Raw genomic sequence first — 20,417 nt, forward strand, 5'->3', positions numbered from 1 at the left:
TACACACTTCGTTAGTCCTAACGTCGATGCCGTCGTCCCGACCTAACGTGCAAGCACCGACGCGTCGGTCCCCGCGCCGAGATATTGCAGCCAGTTCCGGAACAATGCCGCCGCGGCGCTGCCCGCGGCAATATCGGCACGCAAATTCAGCGCGGGCAGCTCGTTGCTGAGCGCGGGGTGGCGCTGGTGCCTTGCCTGTTTCTCGAAGCGGACCAGCTTCTCTTCGGTCGAAGCGTCAAAATAGCTCACGGGCAGATGCGGATAATTGTCGCGCTCACGCGCGAGATAACGGCCGATGTCGCGCAGATATTCACGCTGAAGCGACAGCGCGTCATATTCCGGATGGCCCTGGAAGAACACGAATCGGCTGGCATATTGGCGGACGAAGGTATCGACGCCGGCCTTTGCCGAACGCGTCAGCACCTGGTAGCCGGCCTCAACGAGGTCGCTCTCGGCGATCTCGTTGAGACGCGAATGCGAGACCTTGAGGGGAGCGGGCGCGGCCCGCGTCAGCGGATCCCTGGTCACGGCTTCGCAGTCGAAAATGCCGTGACATTTGGCCGGCAGCGGCCGCCGTTCGATGCGGTCGAGATGCAGCACCGCGGCATGCGCAGCGAGGCACGACCAGATCGTCGAGCGCGTGTTGACCTTGGCCCAGTCGATCAGCTCGGTGAGATCGCGCCAATACGGTTCCTGGTCGAGCTCAGGCGCGATCGGCTCGGCGCCGGTCACGATCAGGCCGTCGAACCTGTGGCGTCTGAGCTCGGTGAGTTCCGAGTATTCGCTCTCGACATGCCATCTCGCTTCCGGCGAGCGCTTCACCGAAGGCAGCGAGAAGCAGTGAAAGCGGATGCGGCGCGGACCTGCTGCGGCTTGCAGCAGCTTCATGAATTGCCGCTCGGTCGCCTTCAGCGCCGGATCCGGCATGTTGTTGATCAACCCGATCGTGAGCTCGGTGCCGCCGGGCTCGCGCGCCAGATCGCCCGCTCCCGGCACCAGCGCCGGGCTCGATATAGCTTGATCCCTGTCGATCAGGATCGTCATCGGCGCAGCCGCCTACTCCGCGGCCTGGAGGCGCGCGGACGGGCAGGCCTTTTCCAGTGCCTGATCGAGGTCCTCGATGATGTCCTGGCAATGCTCGATGCCGATCGACAAGCGGATCGTTTCCGGCAAAACGCCGGCGACCCGCTGCTGCTCCGCCGACATCTGCCGGTGCGTGGTCGAGGCCGGATGGCAGGCCAGCGACTTGGCATCGCCGATATTGACGAGGCGCGTGATCAGCTTCAGCGCATCGTAGAAGGACTTGCCGGCTTCCATGCCGCCCTTGATGCCGAAGGTGAACAGCGACGAGGCGTTGCCGTCGAGATATTTCTGCACCAGCGGATAATAGGGACTGTCCGGGAAGCCGGTGTAGTTGACCCAGGCCACGCGCGGATCCTTGCGCAGGAATTCGGCGACCTTGCGGGCGTTTTCGCAGTGGCGCTCCATGCGCAGCGCGACGGTTTCGATGCCCTGGAGCAGCAGGAAGGCGTTGAACGGCGACAGCACCGAACCCATGGTGCGCTGATAGATGCTGCGCGCGCGCTCGATATAGGCTGTGCGGCCGAAGCGCTCGGCATAGACGAGGCCGTGATAGGAGGCATCCGGCTTGTTGTAACCGGGGAAGCGGTCGGCGTGCTTGGCCCAGGGGAAATTTCCGGAGTCGACGATGGCGCCGCCGAGCGTGGTGCCGTGACCGCCCAGAAACTTGGTCAGCGAATGCACGGCGATGTCGGCGCCGTAATCGAACGGCTTGAGCAGGATGGGCGTTGCAACGGTATTGTCGACGATCAGCGGCACGCCGTGGGCGTGGGCGACCTTCGCCAGTGCTTCGATGTCGCAGACATTGCCGGCGGGATTGCCGATGGTTTCGGCGAACACGGCGCGGGTGTTCTCGTCGATCAGCCTTTCGATTGCCTCGGGCTTGTCGCTCTCGGCGAAGCGGCCGGTGATGCCCTGCCGCGGCAGGATGTGCGAGAGCAGCGTATGCGTGGTGCCATAGAGCTGCGGCACGGAAACGATGTTGCCGCCGTGATCGGCGACGTTGACGAAGGCGAAATGCAGCGCGGCCTGCCCGGTCGCGACCGCAAGCGCGCCGACGCCGCCCTCGAGCTCCGCGATACGCTTTTCCAGCACCGCGCTGGTCGGATTGGCGATGCGGCTGTAGCGATAGCCTTCGGTCTCGAGATTGAAGAGCGCCGCGCCGTGATCGGCGCTGTCGAAGGCGTAGGCCGCGGTCTGGTAGATCGGCACGGCAACCGCGTGCGTGGTGGCTTCGGGCTCGTAGCCGGCGTGAATAGCGATCGTCTCGTTGCGCATCGTGCCACCTCCGCGTGGAGCGGGCCGCACTTATTGGCCTGTATGAGGCATGTGCGTTGTCCGCCGTCCCTCTGTTAGAGGCGGGTGGTAAAGCGGACAATAATTCGTCTAGAGATCGAGGAAGTAACCCTAACGGTTGTTGGGGAATTGGCTAAAATTCAAGTCAAATTGGATTAATGAAGTTTTGCGGTTGGCGGCAGCGAACACGCTGCACTCCCTTCTCCCCTTGTGGGAGAAGGTGGCGCGAAGCGCCGGATGAGGGGTCTCTATCCATACGGCCAAGCTTGCGTTAGCGGAGAGAGACCCCTCACCCGTCTCGCCGCTGCGCGGCGAGCCACCCTCTCCCACAAGGGGAGAGGGAAACAACTTCGCTGCCCTATCAGTCCATCTGTTCCCACAGCCGATGGGCGAGCACGCCGGCGCGCTTCTCGATCGCGGCCGCTGCATCGAGCGCGAGATCCTCGCGATAGCGCCCGGCAATGAGCTGCACGCCGATCGGCTGGCCATCGTGCAGCGTCACCGGCACCACGGCGCCCGGCAGGCCCAGCACGTTGATCGCGGAGATGAAGCGGATCTCGCCCCAGAAAATCTCGCGCACGCGCTCGGGGCTGACAGTGTCCTCGCGCGGGCTAGGCGTCGGCTTCACCGTGGTCGGTGCCAGCACCACCGGATACTCCTCGAAGAACAATTGCCAGGCGCGAATGTGGCCGTTGCGCGCGGCGGTCGCCTGCATCCAGGCCTTGAGGTCGAGCACGTTGGCCTTGGCTTTCATGCCGCCCCACGCCTTGTGGAAGTCTTCCGACGTCACCTTCAGCATGCCGGCCTCCTGCATCACCATCGTCTCGTTGGTGATGATGTCGCACCAGGTCTGCCAGACGCCGTCGATGTCGGGCACATCGACCTCGCTGACGCGATAGCCGGAACGCTCCAGGTGATCGGCGGCCTGACGCAACGCCGCCGCGACGTGCGGATCGACGTCCATGTCTTCAGGAATCCTGGCGAGCGCGACCTTGATCGGCCCCTTCGGCTTCGGCCCGACCAGCGGCGCCGGTACCCACCAGGGATCGCGCGGATCGCGCTGGCTCATCACCTCCAGCGCGAGCCTGACGTCGGCGACGTGGCGGGCGAGCGGCCCCTGCGCCGACATCAGATGCGCCAGCATCGGCCGCTCGGCGGTTGCGCTTGCGTTGAAGGCCGGAATACGTCCCTGCGTCGGCTTGATGGTCGCAACGCCGTTGCAATGCGCCGGCCAGCGCAGCGAGCCGCCGATGTCGTTGCCGTGCGCGATGGTGCCTATGCCGGCGGCGACCGCCGAACCCGCACCGCCCGAGGAGCCGCCGCAGGTGATATTGGGATCCCAGGGATTGAGCGTCAGCCCGTGCAGGGGATTGTCGGTGAAGCCGCGGAAGGAGAATTCCGGCGTGTTGGTGAGGCCGATGATGATCGCGCCAGCCTTCTTCAGGTTGCGCACCACCGGCGAATCCGACGGCGCGATGAGGTCCTTGTTGGCGGGGACGCCATTGAAGTTCGGACGGCCCTCGTAGTCGACGTTCTCCTTGATCGTGATCGGTACGCCGTGCAGAAGGCCGAGCTCGCCGCCCTTCGCGCGCCGCTTGTCGGCCGCATGCGCCGCGGCCAGCGCCTCCTCAGAGAGATCGACGACAACCGCGTTCAGTCGCGGATTGACGGCCCGCATCCGCTCGAGATGCGCCTCGACGGTCTCGACCGCCGAGATGGCGCCGGAGCGGATTGCGGCTGCGGTCTCGACCGCCGACCATTGCCAGGCCGGGCCCTTGGGGCGGCGCGGTGCGGACAATTTTCGCGCGGCGGCCTTCTTGACCGGCTTGGTTGCAGCCTTCGCGACCTTGCCCTTGCGAACGGCGCTTGTCTTGCTGGAGGTCTTCGCTGCTTTCTTCGCAGCAGATTTCTTCCTGGTCGCCGTCTTCTTCGCCACGTCGCATCTCCTCACATTGCGCCGCGGAAGTTATGGAGGTCACGCCACCGTGTACAGGCGCGTTTCTGCATGGCGCGACTTCACGACGCGTTGTGGCGGCCGAAGGCGCGCGAGAGACGCTCATGCACCTTTGGGGCTTTTCCCACGACGCATGTACTGGTTGTTGAATGATGGAATAAACTGCGGCCAGGTTGCCGCATCGCGACCGGGTTTTGACGCCGCCATTTGGACAGCGGCAATTGGAGCGGACACGGGGCTGATGGCGGAGGGAGAGGAACTGGGCTCGAACCTTCTCCACCCGTTGGTATTGCTGGTACCGGCTGCTTTCGACCTTAGTCGCACTGGCCGATGGGCCAGGAGCTTCAAGCATTGGACCGATAGCCCGCACGGAGGTGAGGTAACAGGCCAGCGCCCTGCTTGCATGAGAGGAATTGAGCAACCTCAGAACCGATCGTGAACCGCCAGGCGCACATCCAGAGCCCGTTTAGGGTCACACGCGGCGTTGCACTAGACCACTCGGTATGCACCCAAGCGGATTGGTTCCCGCAATTGCTGGCAAGTACAAGATTTCTGACCCTTTTTGGAAGCCGGTGTCGCAAGCCAACTACAGCAACCGAAGAGCGAATGCCGTAGCTTGCAATCGGCAGGTGGGCGAACGCACCGATTCATTGAACTCATTTTCCTGGGGAGACACGCGTATGAAAAGGCTTCTAGTGGCTGCGGCCGGCACACTCGCTCTGGGTTTGTCAGCTCCGGCAAGCGCAGCCGATCTGGCGGCCCGTCCGTACACCAAGGCGCCTCCGATGGCGGTTGCGATGTATGACTGGAGCGGCTTTTACATTGGCGCAAACGGCGGTTGGGGTACGAGCCGCAAGTGCTGGGATATGACCCAGTTCGGTGTATTTGCGGTTGTTCCCGGCGGTGCTGAAGGCTGCCACGATGCATCTGGCGGCACAGTCGGCGGTCAAATCGGCTACCGTTGGCAGACCGGACCTTATGTTTTCGGGCTCGAAGCACAGGGAAACTGGGCAGACTTTAACGGATCGAACTCCAGCACCTTCATCATCGCCCGGAACCAATCCAAGATCGACGCTTTCGGCCTCTTCACCGGACAAGTCGGCTATTCTTGGAACAATGCGCTGCTTTATGTGAAGGGCGGCGCGGCCGTCACCCGCGACAAGTACACAGGTCGAACCATTCCCGGCGACGTGGCCTTCGATTCGGCTACCGAAACCCGGTGGGGCGGCACCGTCGGCGTTGGTTTGGAGTACGGCTTCGCGCCGAACTGGTCGGTCGGCGTGGAGTACAACCACATGTTCATGGGTGACCGCGATGTAACGATGTCGTCGACAGGTCTGCTCATTCCGGCGGGGACCCTCCTCCGGATTGATCGCATCAGCCAAGACGTCGACGTGGTCACGGCGCGCCTCAACTAACGCTTCGGTGGCCCGGCCGCCGCGAGGTATTGAGCTTCGCTTTCTTTCAGCACTAGAATACGCAGAAGCCGGCCTTGCGCCGGCTTCTTTGCGTTTCTGTTGACCACTGACGCCCGCTTTACCCGGGCGTAAGAGCAACGCCCCTCAACCAATCAGAAGCCCCCATTTTTCGAAAAACAGAAATTTGACTTGCTCCGTCGGGCAAAACAGTGGTTCATAAGGTGCTGGTAGTTGACATAGGAGCCAGCATCGTGGCCGACGGATATGAAACGTCTTCGGAGCTATCCAAGATCGCCAAGCTCAACGGAGACTTTAGAAGGAACTACGGAACACTCCTCGGAGCGTTTCTCTATCTGCGGTCCATCAACGCCGCGCGCGGCCGTTCTTGGTTTTGGGCCGGCTTGATTTCACTCGTTTGTTCGGCGGGTTTGTCGTGGCTGACGCGGCGCGGCTGGCTACCAACCTCTTTCTGACGAAATCAATGAGCTCGTCAAACCTCTCGAACTGGAGCGCGTGGAGGCGGGCTAAAGCAATATCCGAGACCCTGAGATAATGACCGTCGCACTTTTTAGCGAGAGGAAGCAGCACATAGTCTCGAATGGCTCGATTGGCGCTGTCCAACCGCAGCACCGCCAACAATCCGAGAGGAACCGGCCGGGTGTAGACTCTCCAGTGATCCACGTACTCCAGCTTGGGCTTCGTGCTCTGTCGAGCAACAAGAAAGGACAGGTTGAGACCGTTTATCTTCAGTCCGACCCCGGCCTCATCGGAGCTGATGCATATTCCGTCCTCGCTTCTGAGTGCCTCAATTGCCTGGGCCTTGTGTTGCTCCAGAACTCCGGACCAGAGATCATGGCAGTCGATCCAGTTGCAATCGCGGGACGCAGAATAGCCGATGCGCGCGTAGGCCTTCCGAAGTGAACCGAAGTGATCGACGTAAGCGTCTGAACAAGGAAGCCCGGGCGCGGAGTTGATAATCCGCGTGGTCAGCCGTCCCTTGCGCGCAAGTGTCGTGCGCAGCCGTTTCAACATCTCGTCTTCGGAGATTCTAATGTAGCGATCGGCCATGATGCGCTGGGCACGCGCAAACTGTTCTTCATCAACGATGGGCTTTATAGTTGCGCCACCGCGGACCCACTGGTCGGGAGGGTTTCGCTTGAGCTTCTGCCCGAGCTGCTTCGAGGTGCGGTTATATACGACTTTCCCGATGTAATTCTCGTTCTTGAGAATCGTGTGCACCATCCGGTAGCTCCACGGTCGCCCGTGCTGGTTGCCGACCTGCGCACGATTGAGGCCTCGGGCGATCGCCGCATCCGACTTTCCTTCGACCGCAAACTGACGAAAGATCAATCGTATAATCTCGGCTTCTTCGTCGGACCCGGCTCGGACGCGCACCCGGTCCGTTTTGAGAGATTTGTGTTCTCCCTTGCCCAGTCGCCCTTTCGATCGATGACTTTCGTCAACCAGCTCTCTCCGAAGACCGTAAGTGATAGGCGCCCCCGCGCGATATCCAAGGCTGGTCAACCTGCATAGCCCGGCATGAACCTTGACCGAGAGCTCTCGGCTGTACTCGGCCGCCATCACTCGCTTTATGTTTTTGACAATGCTCGACAGAAGGCTCCCGTTGTTGTCAAATTGCTCGGCGCAATAGGCGATCTGGACACCTTTCTGCTTGCAGACAAATTCGTAGTGCGCGCTTTCGTCGACATCCTGAAAACGGCCCCACCGGCTGACGTCGTAAACGAGGACGTGATCGAAATCCGCGTCCCCAGATTCGACGTCCTTAATCAGTTCGATAAGACCCGCCCGGCCTTTGATTCTTAAGCCGCTACGACCTTCGTCGATATAGTCACGAACGATCGTGAGGTTTTGTTGCTGGGCATACGCGGCTATGGCAGCAGCCTGGTTCTGCAGAGAATAGCGTTGAAGTTCGGTCGACATTCGCAGGTATTGCGCCGCGCGAAGGGCTCGGCTGCGCTTCTCTAGGTTTGTTCCCTTGCGTATGACGAGCGAGTTAGCCATCAGCGGGCGTCCCCGGGCCTGCATTTTAGCAGATCTATTTGGCTTAGTCGCCATCACCGACCGCAAACACCTCGTAGAATTGTCCCGGGGTTGTTTGGGTGAACAATATTTCGAGCGCGACAATGTCAGCATAGCCGCTGCTAGGGCGGCCGACGTTTATTAGGTCAACGACGGTCAAACCGTTGCCGGTGTCGAAGTTCGATGCTGGGGCACCCGGAATTCGGATCAGGCCCTGCATGCTAAGGCCCTTAGTGCGGATGGCGACTTTGATCTGTGCTGCGTTTGGCCGGGGCTGTCCCGAGGAGCGGAAATCGATCCGTTGCCACTGATCACGGTCGCCGGAGGCACGGCCCACATGCAGGGAGTCGGCCATATGCTCGATTGCCGCAGTGGCTGGCGTGACGAGCGCAAACAGAGCGATGAGAACGAACCGCGATGTGGAACGCATACAGCGGCCATCAGCCTGTCATCGAGTAGGGCAGCGAAGACACCAGCCTCTACTGCTTCATTCCAAGTTGCTCTGCACAAACGCTGCCAAGCTGGACGCCAGTAGGAATGGGTCCGTAATAAAGACTATTGTCCTTGTCTTCAGTGTCGAGACTTTTGATCGTGCCGCTCGGCGATGCAACGACGTTGACCTTGCAAGCGTATCCCTGCGAACTTCCCGATGCGCTGTCTCGACCGTCACGAGAGACCGAAAATGAGCTCCCACTCGCCAGCTGCCAGCTATGGGCGATTTCGCCGCTGTTCATCTTGAAAGTACTGGCGGGTGGCCCCCAACGAACGACCAGAGCATCTACGTTTTTTCCCACGTAGTCTTGGCCCAGTTTGGCACGAACATCTGCGCCTGTTGCGTAACATCCTCCGAGTCCCACACAGAGCAAAGCAATTCCCAGCGACCGCATTTCTTTCTCCCCCGAGCGGCCTATCCAAACGCAACTGTCGCGCGAGATCAAGGGCTGGCGCTAGTTTCCAAGAATGACCTTCAAGGGTTTTCGGGTCTCGCGCCCGAGATAACGCGCCCTCCCAACGGCTGGGAGTAAATGAGGTGCTTCCTGGCAGTTCACGAATAGCCCGCCGCACGAAACGCGCCCATCTGGACTGGGGGAGATCAATCACCTGATATTTTGAGCAGCTGACGCGGGCGTGACAGCCTAGGTCGCCCGGCAATCCGGGCAGGTGTCACCTATTGAGTCCAGGACTTCCCGGATCTGCGCCACGGCTTGGTCTGGAGACAGGCCGGTGGGCGGATCCTCTCTCCCCATTTCCAGTGCTCGGTCGCGAGCGTGTGGGTCGGCACGTTCTTGCATCCACCCATGCTCCTCGCACTCACGGATGGCGCCGGCCTCCTGTAGCAGCAAGATTGCCCAGCCGCGCAGCGTCCGGATCGCCGGACGTCTTTCCTTAGTGATCAGCATAAGAGATCGCTCCTGCCCGGACGAATCCCTCCGTCCCGCCCACGTTCCCTGCGGTTAGCACGTAGCAGGGATTCCGAATCATCAGGGCGCGGCCCTGTCCAACCTGTTCCGCAGGCCTGTGCAGAAACTACGTGCTGGGCGCTGGGTCTTCCTTTTCTCCGGTGGCAAAGATCTTGAGCGCCCCGTCCGGAAGCGGCCGCTGCAGCGCCTTAGCCTCGTCCCAGGGGGCACGGAGCCAGACGTCGTATTCCTCAGTAGTTGTCAGGATGACGGGCATTGCTTTTGGATGGACGCGTTTCACCTCGGCATTCGGCTCACAGGTCAGGAAACCGAAAACATCGGCGTTTACTTCGCCTTCCCTGACCTTCCGCACCGATGTCCAGTTCGTCCAGATGCCCGCAAAAGCGATAAGGGGCCGAGACTCGTCCAGGGCGAACCACACCGGCACCTTCTTGCCCTCAATCGTGTCGTACTCGGAAAACGACGTCAGAGGGACTAAGCAGCGATTGTGGGGCCCGAGCCACCGCTTCCAATGTGCGCTCGTGGCGTTCCGGATGTTGGTTGTGCCGCTGTCCGGCTCCATCCGGAGCAGGTCCTTGAAATCCACCGTCTTGCCCTTGGCTTCCAGTTTCTCAGCGCGCTTCTTCGTCGCGTCCAGGAGTGCCTTCTGCGACGATGGCATGCCCCAGCGAGCCATGACGATCTCTCGTCCACCCGAAGCATTACGGACGATAGGGGCTGGGTAGTCCGGGAAGATGCCCGGCATGCTGGGCAAGTTTCCGACGCTGCTGTTGAGCGCCCCGAACAGGTGACGAATCGCGTCCACGTTCTTCGTCATCGAGTAGAGATTGCACACGTTCAGGTCTCCGGAGGTGCCTGGCGAGGACCGGGTCTCAGCTGCAGGAGGGTGGCGGCCGGACGTCGGCCGGCCTTAGCACAGTTGCTGCAGCGAAGCCGGCTCGCGAGGTCGTGGACCAATGTGATTGGCGGATGCCGCAGCATGGCTAGGTCGACATCCCTCTTAGTCTTGCAGCGCGAACATTGGATCTCAAGCGATGAGTAGCCGCCATTCAAGGCTTGGTCGATCGTGGGGGATGGATCGATCGGTCCCCCATCTGCCCACAACTTCTCGTTCCAAGATTCGCACAGCAGCTTGTCGGCCTGACGGATGAGAGCTTCGCCCTTGGCACGGGCTTCAGCCGACTGCGCTCCCAGAATCGTGGTCATCGCGCGGGCTTTGCTGAGCTCTTTGCCGAGTGCCTTTCGATCGGTCCCGGAGAGGGGTGTGGGATGGTACTTGGGCGCCATCGACGGCTTAGTCGAACGTCGGCCAGCAGCCATCCTCTTCGTAACGGCCAGTCCGCTGCTTGCAGGTGTTGTTTAAAGGACGCTGGCCGACCTCGTTCCACACCGCATCCGCGCCGTAGAGGCGTGTGGCGTCGACCTTCTGAATCTCGACCAGCCTGCCGCACCGGCCACAGCCAAGCCGCAGAATATGGTGGGAGATTTGTAATAGCCGCAACGCCCCTGCGGAGTGCCCGGGCTTCGCCTCCGCATGACTGTCATCGAGGAGAGCCTGCCAGTATTCAGGCGGTAGGTCGTCATTTGGAGCCAACCCAGGCGCGGGCGGCATGTTTCGGCGGACGGCACCAATCATCTTTTCCATCTGCTTCGGGGTCGGCATGCGCCAGCTCGCGGGTCGGTCGGTCATGTCCGATTAGAACATATCAGGAACAATGGAGTCGATCCCCCGTTAGAAAAAATCATCCTGTGGGCCCGTTCGGGCGGTCGGAACCGGGCGCAATCGTTCGTCTTGAGTCTGTGGGTCCCGAAACAGGAGTTCTGCGTAAATAGCACCGCGCGCCAACTGGAAAGGCTTCCTGCGATTGTCTCTGGTGACCTGCCCGGTGGCGCTTTACCCGGCCACATCTGAGGGCGAAAAGATCTCTTTCAACCAGCTCAACCGGCAGACCGGCCACCGCATCAAGTACTTGAAGGTGGACGCAGACACCGGCGACGAGGTGCCGAACGAGGACATCGTCAAGGGCTATAAGCTTGAGAAGGGCCAGTACATCGAGGTCTCGAAGGAGGAGCTCGAGGAGATCGCGTTGGAGTCTACGCGGACCATCGAGATCGATGAGTTCGTCGATCGTACCGACATTGACCCGCGCTACCTGATTCGTCCCTACTACATCCGTCCGGACGGCAAGGTTGGACACGACGCTTTCGCGGTAATCCGTGAGACCATCCGCGAGATGGACAAGGTCGCAATCGGACGAGTGGTCCTGACGAACCGCGAGCACATTATCGCGCTTGAGCCGATGGATAAGGGTCTCGTCGGCACGCTGCTTCGCTACCCGTATGAGGTGCGCAGCGAGCAGGAGTACTTCGATGAGATTCAGGATGTAAGAGTCACGAAGGATATGCTGGATCTGGCCAGGCACATCGTCAATCAGAAGGCGGGGCGCTTCGAGCCGGAGAAGTTCGAAGATCAGTACGAAAGCGCTCTAATCGAACTGATCAATCAAAAGCGGGCTGGCAAGACAATCACACCGAAGGAACGCCCACGCGGTGAGAACGTGGTCGACCTGATGGAGGCGCTGCGCCGAAGCGTCTCGGGAACTGCGTCAGAACCCAAAGCTGCGAAGAAGTCGGTCAAGAAGCCGCTGAAAAAGGCAGCGGGCCAGAAGGAAATGCTGATGTCGATCCAAGGCACGAAGCCTGCAAAGGGAACCTCGTCAAAAAGTCGGCCAGATCGCAGCGTAAGTCGGCGTGCAGCAGCCGTAGCGGCGGCTTGAGAGATACATCATCGTCCACTGCGCTCAGCGGAGTGAACCCAATCACGACTCGCATTGCGCTGTTGGGGAAGAACTCGGCCGATCGGCAGAGCGCTTTGCCGCAGAATTGGGAATTGAGCTCAGCGCGCTCCCGTATTGAAAGTTATGACATAAATCGGCCGTTGACCGACCAATGCCACTCGGGATTCGGCTATGAGCAAAACCAGGGAATTCACCCGCCAAGAACTTTACGACCTCGTCTGGACGACCCCTCTCGTGAAACTCGCCAAGGAGTTTGGGCTATCCGACGTCGGCTTACGAAAAACCTGTGTCCGCCATCAGGTACCCACCCCGCCGCTCGGCTATTGGGCAAAGCTCAATTTTGGCAAGCCCGTTAAAAAGACGCCCCTGTTGCCGCCGAGTCCGGGCGTGTCCGACCACGTCCTCGTCTCCGTATTTGCGCATCCAAATGTGCCCCAGGAAGTAATGGAGGCCGCGGCGAAGGCTCACGAAAGGATCACAGCACCCATTCTTGTTCCGGAACAGGCGCCCGCGCGTCTTCACCCGGCCGCCAGCGCGTTCAGGCAGGCACTCCGGTCGACAAAGCCAGATGACGAGGGTTTTCTGCGGGTTGGTGGCCCGGGCCTCCTGGTCGCATCCCTAGGGGCGGCCAACCGCGACCGGGCCTGGCTAATTGTCGATACGCTCCTAAAGGCCGTGGACGCTGCCGGGCAGCAGACTAAGGCGACTGACACCGGGCTCGTTGTGATCGTTGACGGCGAATGCCTGTCTCTCCAGCTTGGCGAGACAAGGGACAAGACAGCACATCAGCCCACCCAGGCCGAACTGAAGGCGAAGGCCAACTGGGAAGAACAACACCGCAAATGGCCGTCACTGTATAATCTCGATCGACGGCATTGGCGCAGCTGGGACTATCAACCCTCCGGTCGGTTGTCGCTGACTCTGACTGACCCGCTTAGATCGCAATGGCAGGATGGCTACGTGCTCGGTCGGTGGAACGACAGACGGACGAGTAAACTCGAAACCTTCCTGGGTGACGTCCTGGTTGGGATGCTGACGGGCGCTGCAACGGCGCGACACAATCGCATTGCCGCAGAAGCCGAAAAGCGCCGGAGAGAGGAAGCTCACCAGGCTTACCTCAAAGAACAAGAACGACGGAGATACGAAGCTCAGCTTGATGCCTTCATTGAAGCCAAGGCGGATGAGTTGATCAAGCTGAAGAAGATTATTGCGTTCAGAGATTATCTTTCGTGGGGGCCAGGCGCTCCACGCTCACCTGAGGAAGAGGCAATCCTTCGGGCTACAGACGACCTCATCAGCCGCCTGCAACATGGCTTATCCGCAGACGCACTCAAACGTGCAGTCAAGTTATGTAACTAGCTCGGCTAGTCTGCGCCGTCGCGCGCGTATGCGTTGTTATGGAAGATTCGGATCAAGCGGCCGATCAACACGCATGCTGTTTAAGCTCATTTCGCTCCAATGACCCTTTGCCCCGATTGCTGTCGGCGCGGGCGTGAGCGCGCAAGTGATGCTGGCGAGAACGACTCCTCGCAGTGCAACATGATCTAATTCAATAAGGCGCAGGGCTGGGACGTTTAGGCCCGCTATGAACACCTCCACCTTGAAAATCCATCCGAGACGACGGGTGTGTTTCTGGATCGACAATCCCGTGATCAGTGGCGAACGTTGGCCCTCGGCGTCAACGCTAGCCCGGGCGTGTGAAATTTCCTGACACGTCTTGTAATTGAAATCGAAATTGTGCAGAATTTTGAGGTTCCGAGCCTGGGAAGAAAGATTCATCGACTGGTTGGCGGAAATCCGCGCAAGGCCTGCGCGCGCTCGTTTGTGCGTGAAGCCGCCGCCTGCTGGCCGGTCTCTATTTGCCGGTTTCGTGACGAACGCTTTGAACGGGCCGCCATTTTGGCGTGCCTCTCTATTCTTTCTAAATTCATTCTGGAAAATGTTGAACGATCCATGCGCAAGAAAAGCAAGCCAACCGACCCATTTCCCGCCCTCGCGATCGCCGGTACCCACGTTGTGCTGCTGGGATGGGATTATCCAGCCGCGTCCATCCGGAAGGACAAGGTTCTGGGGTTTGCCATCGAACGCACCCGCCACTCAGATGGCGAGGTCATCTGGCTGCCGGGCATGAAGACCTTCAAAGCCGTCGAACCGCACCCGGCACCGGGAGTCCCGGTCACATCTTACAAACATCCCCTGCAGACCTTTCAATGGTCCGACTACACGGTCGACGAGATCCACGACTATACGTATCGCATCGTACCGCGCTGTGGAACACCGACGGCCCTGAAGGATGGGCCTGATGTTTCGCTGGATGTCAAAACGGAGGGCACTGAGATCGGGAAACACGCCGTGTTCTTCAACCGCGGCGCCGTCGCCTCCCAGGAATATGCACGCCGCTTTCAGAACCGGACGCCTGACGAGGTGGGCCAGGCGGCCTTTGATTGGCTGTCTCGCGGTCTGATCGAGGGACTGCAGGCCTATATCAAACAGGCCGACGAGGGCGACGAGCTCTACGGGGCCTTCTTCGAGTTCAAGAACGAGGAAATCTATACCGCGCTCAAGGCAGCCAAGAAGCGCGGCGCGACCGTCAAGATCCTGTACGACGGAAAAACGCAAGGCGACAAGAACCGTGCGGCGATGGAGGGAGCCGGCCTTGGCAAGATGGTCAAGCCGCGTATCCATACTGGTCAATTCGCGCACAACAAATTTCTAGTTCTTCGCAAAAATGATACATCAGAGCAGGTTTGGACGGGCTCAACCAATCTCAGCGAGAACGGCATATACGGCCATTCCAACAATGCCCATATCGTTCGCGACCGAGACATCGCACAGAAGTATTATGAGTTCTGGACCTTGTTGGACAAGGACCCGACCAAGAAACTCACAGCGGAAGCCAATGACGAAGCGACGCCCGCGCCGGCGCATCCCTGGGACAAGGAGGTCACGCCCGTTTTCTCGCCGCAAACCGAACTCGCTGCGATGGACTGGTACGCAGAGATCGCCGGTAAGAGTGAGCGAGCATTGTTCATGACCTTTGCATTTGGCATGAACAGCCGTTTCGTCGACGTGTATGAACGCAAGGACGACGTGCTGCGGTTTGCCCTGATGGAGAAGAAAGGCAACGGCAAGACGATGAAGCAGCAATCGGCCGAGATCGACCGCATTCGAAAGCTACCCAACACGGTTGTGTCCGTGGGCCACAAGGTCGAATTGAACAACTTCGACCGGTGGCTTCAGGAAATCGATCGGATCACCAAAGATCAGCACGTGCTTTACGTACATACCAAGTACATGCTTTCCGATCCGCTCGGCCAGACCCCGGTCATCGTCGTAGGCTCTGCGAACTTCTCCGACGCCTCAGCCATCACCAATGACGAAAACATGCTGGTGATCGAGGGCAATGAGACCCTGGCGGATATTTATCTCGGTGAGTTCATGCGGCTCTTCTCCCATTATGCTTTCCGTGAATCGCTGTCGTTCAAGGATAACCAGACGGAGGCCGCCGCTCTTTTGCGGAAATATCTGATCGACAATCCGAACTGGATCGACGGTGAGCGGCCGAGCGCGAGCTATTTCGCAAAAGGAACCGACCGAAGTCTTCGGCGCCTCTACTTCTCGGGGCAATAGGAGGTCGGTTCGGCATCGCAAGGAGCGCGCTCGAGCCCGTCGTTCGAGTTACATATCTGAAGGGAGATGTATCATGCGGTGTCTTTCGCTTGCCATCATCGTGTGGGCCGCCCTTTGCGGTCAGGCCGCCGCGTGGGGCGACGAGGGACACAAGATCGTCTGCGAAATTGCCTTCCGTCTTGCTCAACCCGACACCCGTGCCGCTGTCCGCAAACTAACCAAGTCCGGAACGGAGTTTGATACATTCGCAGACTCTTGCATCTTTCCCGACCATCCGCGTATCCACCCGCCGCGCCACTTCCTGAACTTGGCTCGCGATGGGAAGCCGCTGACCACAGATGACTGCGGTGGCGCCACCGAGTGCGTGGTGACAGCCATCCTCAACGATGCCAAGAACGTGGCCTCGAAGTCGTCGAAAACCGCCGACCGCCTAATAGCGCTCAAGTCTCTGGGACATTGGGTCGGCGACGTCCATCAGCCACTCCATGTTTCCTTCGCGGATGATCGTGGAGGCAACGACATCGACGTCTCCGGCGCCTGTAGCCGAAATCTTCACTCCGCCTGGGATACTTGCCTTGTGGCGCACGCCGTCGGTACGGATGTGAAGCTTGCCGCCGACAAGCTGCTTGATGCCATCACGGATGAGCAAATCGCTGAATGGAATACGTCTGATCCCCACGATTGGGCAAATGAGTCCTTTGCAATCAGCGAGGCAGCCGAAACGGGCTATTGCAGTTTCCATGGAAGCTCCTGCGATCCACCTGAAAGTGGCAGTGTGACTATCGATGCGACGTATCTGGCCATGAGCGACGTCATTATCCGGGAGCGGTTGCAGAAGGCGGGCGTGCGCCTTGCGCATCTTCTCGACAGCATTTTTGCAATTGATGCTGCCGGATGAGTTTCGGCAGGATAGGCACAGGTGAATGATGGACGCGGGGCTGACGCTATGGGGGCTGTACATCCCAGTGGATGTTCTGCTCACCTCGATTGCTCTTTACGTGGTCCTTTCGATCACATTGATTATTCTGGTTCCGGTCTATGCGGTGCCCATCGATCGCAAGTTGGGCGACGACGGCAGGCTCATTCCCATTCCGCCCGATGACCTGGGCAAGATCATTGAGATGCGGTCAAAGGTCCGCTCAGCTATCATGCAGACGCTGGGGGGACTTGCCGTCTTCGGCACCGTCATCACGAGCCTCCAAGGCATCAGAGGGACTGAAGACGCATTCAATCAGAAGAAGGCCGAACTGTTTGCCGCCAATATCAAGCCGCTGCTGTCGACCGACGCTACGGCTGGATCGGAGCCCGCGCGGGCGGAGGCGATCCACGTCCTCACCTTTGTTGCACGAAGCGACCGGACCTACCACCGGGCCGTGTTCGATGCGCTATCGTCCTATGTTAAGACAGCCTCCGACAAGCTTTGTTCGGGCGAAACGTATCGCCATCTCGAGTTCAAACTAGACGGATCAGTTCAACTCGCGATGCGGAGCATCGGCGAGCGAAAGGCCCAGGACGATCCGAGCGGAAAGCATTTTGACCTGGAGCATGGCTGCTACGTTGGCCTCGATCTGCAGGACGAATGGGGCGTCGTCAAAGGCCTGGGCCATACTCGAATGTCGGCATCCAAGATGCACCGCGCCAATTTCGTGAAGGCAGAATTGCCGGGCACCGAATTCATCGGCATCGAGGCAGGTGACTGGCAGAACCGTGGCTGGTGCACGGCGATCGGCAATCGCCTCCACGAACCCGCAGCGGATGACTCGCGGCCCCGACGGTGCCGAGGTACATGGAATGGCGACGAAAGGCGGCATTACGTCACGCACTTCATCGACGCCAATCTCACGGATGCAAACTTCTCGTATGCTAACATTCAGGGTGCTGACTTCTCGGGAGCTACGCTCGCGGGAGCGAAGTTCGACCACGCGACGATTTCGCGGGTCAGCTTCAAGGGAGTCACCGGACTGAAGGTGGAGGAACTGGAGAACGCCTGCGTCGGCGCGCCAGGCATGACAGCCGAACAACTCGAATGCGAACAGCCATATTTCACCAAAGACATGCTGGCCGAGCTGAAGAAGAGCGCGACCCTTGCAAAGGGCATCAAGCAATGCACGGAGCCGGTAGGTTTCGAATACAAACCGATCGCGTGCCCGCCGCTATCGCAGCAATGACGCGTGCCCGAAGTCGAGATCATCGTCACCTTCCCCGTGCAGGCGCTCCGCTTTGCATTGCAGCAGAAAGCCGAGTGGACATCGCCCAGTGGTTGTGCAAGATTTGCGGCACCGTTTGTCACAACGCCAAACTAAATTGAGCTGGGATTTCTCGCAGAGCTGGGTGAACGGGATTGACACGTACGACCAATTTTAATGGACCGCGGCCCTTTCGATGTTCGAACAACCTCCAAAAAAAACTTAAGCGATTTCTAAATTTCGCGGCTCAGCCTGCAACTGTGCACAATTCACATTGAACGGCTCGGCTGCGCCGCAAAGTAATTTGTCTGACCCCGCCAACGCTTCCTAGCCGCGGGCCTGCCATATGCTACAGGTGGATGGCGAGAGATTTGTTTACCCACATGCGCTGAGAGCGGAGATCACGGTCGCAGCCGAGCAGGTGCAACTGACCTGCTACTCTGCAATGCTAGCCGCTTTACATTTCCGATTGCTCGTCACGGTAACGCGAGCGAGTACAAAACCGAGAGATGAGCCCAATGGGAGACGCCTAAGTGGAGCTGCTGCCTTGACGATCGAAGCACGGCTCGACTGTCATGGACAATAATACGAGGAAACTCATGGCACGTATACTGGCTCAAGTGAGCTTCATTCTATTTTCAAGTATAGCCGCGATCACTGCATCAGACGCGGCGGAAGGCTCCCGCGCTCGTATTCGGGAGGTGTTTGCAGAAGCGGAGTATTCGAACGCCGCGAGTATTGTGTTGGATGAAATATTGACTGCTAAAGAAAAGCGGACATGCGATTTCTTCGGCTACCGATCGCAATGCACGCGCCGCTATCTGACACCAGCAGAACGAAAACGTGTCGTGAGCGCGGCAGCCAAGGCCGCACCGCGAGCTCTCCAAGTCCTCAAGAAGCGCAACTATCCGCCAATCAATGGCTTGACAATCGTGAACGCCTTTCGGGACACAAGAGATAGAGATCAAAAAGTCGTCCCGGTTCTTCTCTCGTCGCCCTATCCAGGATTTATCCCGTTCGCTGCCTATGACGGGACCATCTCGCCGCTTTACGATGCGCTTAACCATTCCTTCGAATACGACAGCGAGGTACCAAAGCCGCAGCGAGATAAATACGACGCCATGACCGACGGCTGGTTTGAAGGCCGCTTGATCTATGATGCTAATCCGGAGAACTTGAAGAACATTTCAATCTCCCTCGATCGCGGCCGGTTCGAAGCACTCTTGCATCAAGAGTTCGACTTCTATGGTCACGATCTTTTCGGCGACTTCGCAGACAGTAGGCGGGTCGCCGATGGAATGAAAGTTGTCGAGTTTTGGGAAAGTTATGTCACCTTCTCGAGAACAGCTGATGTTCGCAACTGCGCTAGCACTTGCAGTATTGCGATCGAGCTGACATCTCCGGAGGATCACATCCGGTCCATTGCGCATTGCAGCCTGATCAGCGTAGCTGGTGTGCCTGGAAGTCCAGAGAATTGCTATACGGTGTATACATCTAACGGGACGTCCTCGTACTTGCGCATCTCATTCTATCCAACTGCACTTAATGGACTCGACGGCATTGGAGGGGATGAGATTGCTTGCGATCCGGTACCTGCTTTAATCAAGGCTGACATCGATGTGCTCGCGAATGCAATTGCGGATGATCTGCGAAAGATCAATCAGGGAAATGCAGACCCAGCTTACTCGGTGGAAATCGTAAAGAAAGGAGCTAATCGGACAATCCTCATGGCGACGCGCTATGGTCTATCAGCGTTTTTCCGAGACAAGACAACATATGAGATCTCAACCACGCGAGTCGATTTATCTTTAGAAGAGACCGATCGAATGACAGCGGCAGTTGCACTTACCGCTGCTACCTCGTTCACGCATAGCCTCAACCAAGATGGATACAAACTCTTGCAGGATGCAGATGCGACTGCGATGCGCAACGGGATTATCCGGCTGCTATCGCCGTCTCTGAAATGCAAAACCAGTCGAGGCACTTGAGTTTGACAGGAGCTTAGTGATGACCGCCGAACACGCGCGACGCAGGCTTATTCTGCTCAGTTTGATGACGACTGTCCTTTTCTCAGCTTTCGTTATCGTCTCACCTCTATTTACGCCCTTCGACGCGCAGCAAGCGTTACAGGTCGTCCAAGTCGTCTTTCCCGTATTCGCTGGTTATATCGGCGCAGCCGTTCTGTTTCTCTTCCGCGGCAATCCGTCGGCCGGCACGATAGCTGATCAGAGTCTGCTCCGTACACTTATCTATGCGCCATTTATAGTGTTTTGGTGCCTAGCAGCCGCTGTTTTGTTCTATTTCTATCTTTCGAACCAGCCAGGACATCGCGAGGGAATGACGTTTCCTCAGCTTATGACTTATGTAACCCTGATTATATCGTTTATGAATATAACAACCGGTGCACTTGGCGCCTTTCTCTTCCAGTCTGAAGAGATCAGGCGCTCGGAAACGGAATTCAACCACTCGGAAGTTGGACTAAGTCCGACAAATGCTGCTGTTCATCCAAGTCCCCCAACACAATGACAAAAGAAAATCTTCCGACGAAAGCACTTTGGTTTGAGCGATCGCACCGACAAAGCCCGAATTCCAAC

The 20,417-nt window shown here is 58.8% G+C and carries 18 protein-coding genes; 8 read left to right on the forward strand and 10 right to left on the reverse strand.

The window, feature by feature from the left end:
* Window positions 1-42: 42 nt before the first annotated feature.
* From metA to ACIPUD_RS33800, 3 genes are all read right to left on the reverse strand, one after another.
* On the reverse strand, window positions 43-1,044 hold the full coding sequence (gene metA, locus ACIPUD_RS33790; RefSeq protein ID WP_018452864.1) for a homoserine O-succinyltransferase MetA: 1,002 nt from the start codon (window positions 1,042-1,044) through the stop codon (window positions 43-45).
* 12 nt (window positions 1,045-1,056) lie between these two features.
* Window positions 1,057-2,358 carry an O-acetylhomoserine aminocarboxypropyltransferase/cysteine synthase family protein gene (locus ACIPUD_RS33795; RefSeq protein WP_085348411.1) on the reverse strand — a complete coding sequence of 434 codons (1,302 nt, stop codon included), beginning with the start codon at window positions 2,356-2,358 and terminating at the stop codon, window positions 1,057-1,059.
* 379 nt (window positions 2,359-2,737) lie between these two features.
* Complete coding sequence (locus ACIPUD_RS33800) at window positions 2,738-4,312, reverse strand: amidase family protein (RefSeq protein ID WP_204512809.1); 1,575 nt, start codon at window positions 4,310-4,312, stop codon at window positions 2,738-2,740.
* Window positions 4,313-5,010: 698 nt separating this feature from the next.
* Between ACIPUD_RS33800 and ACIPUD_RS33805 the strand changes: the two genes are divergently transcribed.
* A complete protein-coding gene (locus ACIPUD_RS33805) occupies window positions 5,011-5,748 on the forward strand; it encodes an outer membrane protein (RefSeq protein WP_446482365.1) in 738 nt (245 codons plus the stop codon).
* A gap of 363 nt (window positions 5,749-6,111) precedes the next feature.
* Here the strand turns inward: ACIPUD_RS33805 and ACIPUD_RS33810 are convergent, their stop codons facing one another.
* From ACIPUD_RS33810 to ACIPUD_RS33840, 7 genes are all read right to left on the reverse strand, one after another.
* Window positions 6,112-7,770, reverse strand: a complete 1,659-nt coding sequence (locus ACIPUD_RS33810) for a recombinase family protein (RefSeq protein ID WP_446482366.1) — start codon at window positions 7,768-7,770, stop codon at window positions 6,112-6,114.
* Window positions 7,771-7,813: 43 nt separating this feature from the next.
* Window positions 7,814-8,218, reverse strand: coding sequence for a hypothetical protein (locus tag ACIPUD_RS33815; RefSeq protein ID WP_446482367.1), 405 nt, complete (start codon window positions 8,216-8,218; stop codon window positions 7,814-7,816).
* A gap of 49 nt (window positions 8,219-8,267) precedes the next feature.
* Complete coding sequence (locus tag ACIPUD_RS33820) at window positions 8,268-8,675, reverse strand: hypothetical protein (RefSeq protein WP_354207389.1); 408 nt, start codon at window positions 8,673-8,675, stop codon at window positions 8,268-8,270.
* Between the two features lie 249 nt (window positions 8,676-8,924).
* Window positions 8,925-9,188, reverse strand: a complete 264-nt coding sequence (locus tag ACIPUD_RS33825) for a hypothetical protein (RefSeq protein ID WP_446482368.1) — start codon at window positions 9,186-9,188, stop codon at window positions 8,925-8,927.
* A gap of 127 nt (window positions 9,189-9,315) precedes the next feature.
* Entirely contained in the window at window positions 9,316-10,044 is a 729-nt protein-coding gene (locus ACIPUD_RS33830) for an SOS response-associated peptidase (RefSeq protein ID WP_446482369.1), read from the reverse strand.
* A 2-nt stretch (window positions 10,045-10,046) separates the two neighbouring features.
* Window positions 10,047-10,496: a hypothetical protein gene (locus tag ACIPUD_RS33835; RefSeq protein ID WP_446482370.1), complete on the reverse strand. Its 450-nt coding sequence runs from the start codon at window positions 10,494-10,496 to the stop codon at window positions 10,047-10,049.
* Between the two features lie 7 nt (window positions 10,497-10,503).
* Window positions 10,504-10,872 (reverse strand): hypothetical protein, encoded by a 369-nt coding sequence (locus tag ACIPUD_RS33840; protein ID WP_446482371.1) that lies wholly within the window; start codon window positions 10,870-10,872, stop codon window positions 10,504-10,506.
* Window positions 10,873-11,038: 166 nt separating this feature from the next.
* On the opposite strand from ACIPUD_RS33840, the gene ku reads away from it, so the two are divergent.
* From ku to ACIPUD_RS33875, 7 genes are all read left to right on the forward strand, one after another.
* Window positions 11,039-11,986: a non-homologous end joining protein Ku gene (ku, locus tag ACIPUD_RS33845; RefSeq protein WP_446482403.1), complete on the forward strand. Its 948-nt coding sequence runs from the start codon at window positions 11,039-11,041 to the stop codon at window positions 11,984-11,986.
* 192 nt (window positions 11,987-12,178) lie between these two features.
* Window positions 12,179-13,366, forward strand: a complete 1,188-nt coding sequence (locus ACIPUD_RS33850) for a hypothetical protein (RefSeq protein WP_446482372.1) — start codon at window positions 12,179-12,181, stop codon at window positions 13,364-13,366.
* Window positions 13,367-13,744: 378 nt separating this feature from the next.
* On the forward strand, window positions 13,745-15,637 hold the full coding sequence (locus ACIPUD_RS33855; RefSeq protein ID WP_446482373.1) for a phospholipase D-like domain-containing protein: 1,893 nt from the start codon (window positions 13,745-13,747) through the stop codon (window positions 15,635-15,637).
* Between the two features lie 73 nt (window positions 15,638-15,710).
* Window positions 15,711-16,535 (forward strand): S1/P1 nuclease, encoded by an 825-nt coding sequence (locus ACIPUD_RS33860; RefSeq protein WP_446482374.1) that lies wholly within the window; start codon window positions 15,711-15,713, stop codon window positions 16,533-16,535.
* A gap of 25 nt (window positions 16,536-16,560) precedes the next feature.
* Window positions 16,561-17,805 carry a pentapeptide repeat-containing protein gene (locus tag ACIPUD_RS33865; RefSeq protein WP_446482375.1) on the forward strand — a complete coding sequence of 415 codons (1,245 nt, stop codon included), beginning with the start codon at window positions 16,561-16,563 and terminating at the stop codon, window positions 17,803-17,805.
* 617 nt (window positions 17,806-18,422) lie between these two features.
* Window positions 18,423-19,811, forward strand: a complete 1,389-nt coding sequence (locus ACIPUD_RS33870) for a hypothetical protein (protein ID WP_446482376.1) — start codon at window positions 18,423-18,425, stop codon at window positions 19,809-19,811.
* A gap of 19 nt (window positions 19,812-19,830) precedes the next feature.
* Window positions 19,831-20,349, forward strand: coding sequence for a hypothetical protein (locus ACIPUD_RS33875; RefSeq protein WP_446482377.1), 519 nt, complete (start codon window positions 19,831-19,833; stop codon window positions 20,347-20,349).
* Window positions 20,350-20,417: the final 68 nt, after the last annotated feature.

The sequence above is a fragment of the Bradyrhizobium sp. CAR08 genome (assembly GCF_052871955.1).

Bases quoted from the DNA above. Each gene is read 5' to 3' on its own strand.
- ACIPUD_RS33820 (WP_354207389.1), bottom strand. From the start codon at position 8,675: ATGCGGTCGCTGGGAATTGCTTTGCTCTGTGTGGGACTCGGAGGATGT.
- ACIPUD_RS33815 (WP_446482367.1), bottom strand. From the start codon at position 8,218: ATGCGTTCCACATCGCGGTTCGTTCTCATCGCTCTGTTTGCGCTCGTC.
- metA (WP_018452864.1), bottom strand. From the start codon at position 1,044: ATGACGATCCTGATCGACAGGGATCAAGCTATATCGAGCCCGGCGCTG.
- ACIPUD_RS33850 (WP_446482372.1), top strand. From the start codon at position 12,179: ATGAGCAAAACCAGGGAATTCACCCGCCAAGAACTTTACGACCTCGTC.
- ACIPUD_RS33810 (WP_446482366.1), bottom strand. From the start codon at position 7,770: ATGGCTAACTCGCTCGTCATACGCAAGGGAACAAACCTAGAGAAGCGC.
- ACIPUD_RS33835 (WP_446482370.1), bottom strand. From the start codon at position 10,496: ATGGCGCCCAAGTACCATCCCACACCCCTCTCCGGGACCGATCGAAAG.
- ACIPUD_RS33795 (WP_085348411.1), bottom strand. From the start codon at position 2,358: ATGCGCAACGAGACGATCGCTATTCACGCCGGCTACGAGCCCGAAGCC.
- ACIPUD_RS33875 (WP_446482377.1), top strand. From the start codon at position 19,831: ATGACCGCCGAACACGCGCGACGCAGGCTTATTCTGCTCAGTTTGATG.
- ACIPUD_RS33870 (WP_446482376.1), top strand. From the start codon at position 18,423: ATGGCACGTATACTGGCTCAAGTGAGCTTCATTCTATTTTCAAGTATA.
- ACIPUD_RS33865 (WP_446482375.1), top strand. From the start codon at position 16,561: ATGATGGACGCGGGGCTGACGCTATGGGGGCTGTACATCCCAGTGGAT.
- ACIPUD_RS33840 (WP_446482371.1), bottom strand. From the start codon at position 10,872: ATGCCGACCCCGAAGCAGATGGAAAAGATGATTGGTGCCGTCCGCCGA.
- ACIPUD_RS33860 (WP_446482374.1), top strand. From the start codon at position 15,711: ATGCGGTGTCTTTCGCTTGCCATCATCGTGTGGGCCGCCCTTTGCGGT.
- ACIPUD_RS33805 (WP_446482365.1), top strand. From the start codon at position 5,011: ATGAAAAGGCTTCTAGTGGCTGCGGCCGGCACACTCGCTCTGGGTTTG.
- ACIPUD_RS33825 (WP_446482368.1), bottom strand. From the start codon at position 9,188: ATGCTGATCACTAAGGAAAGACGTCCGGCGATCCGGACGCTGCGCGGC.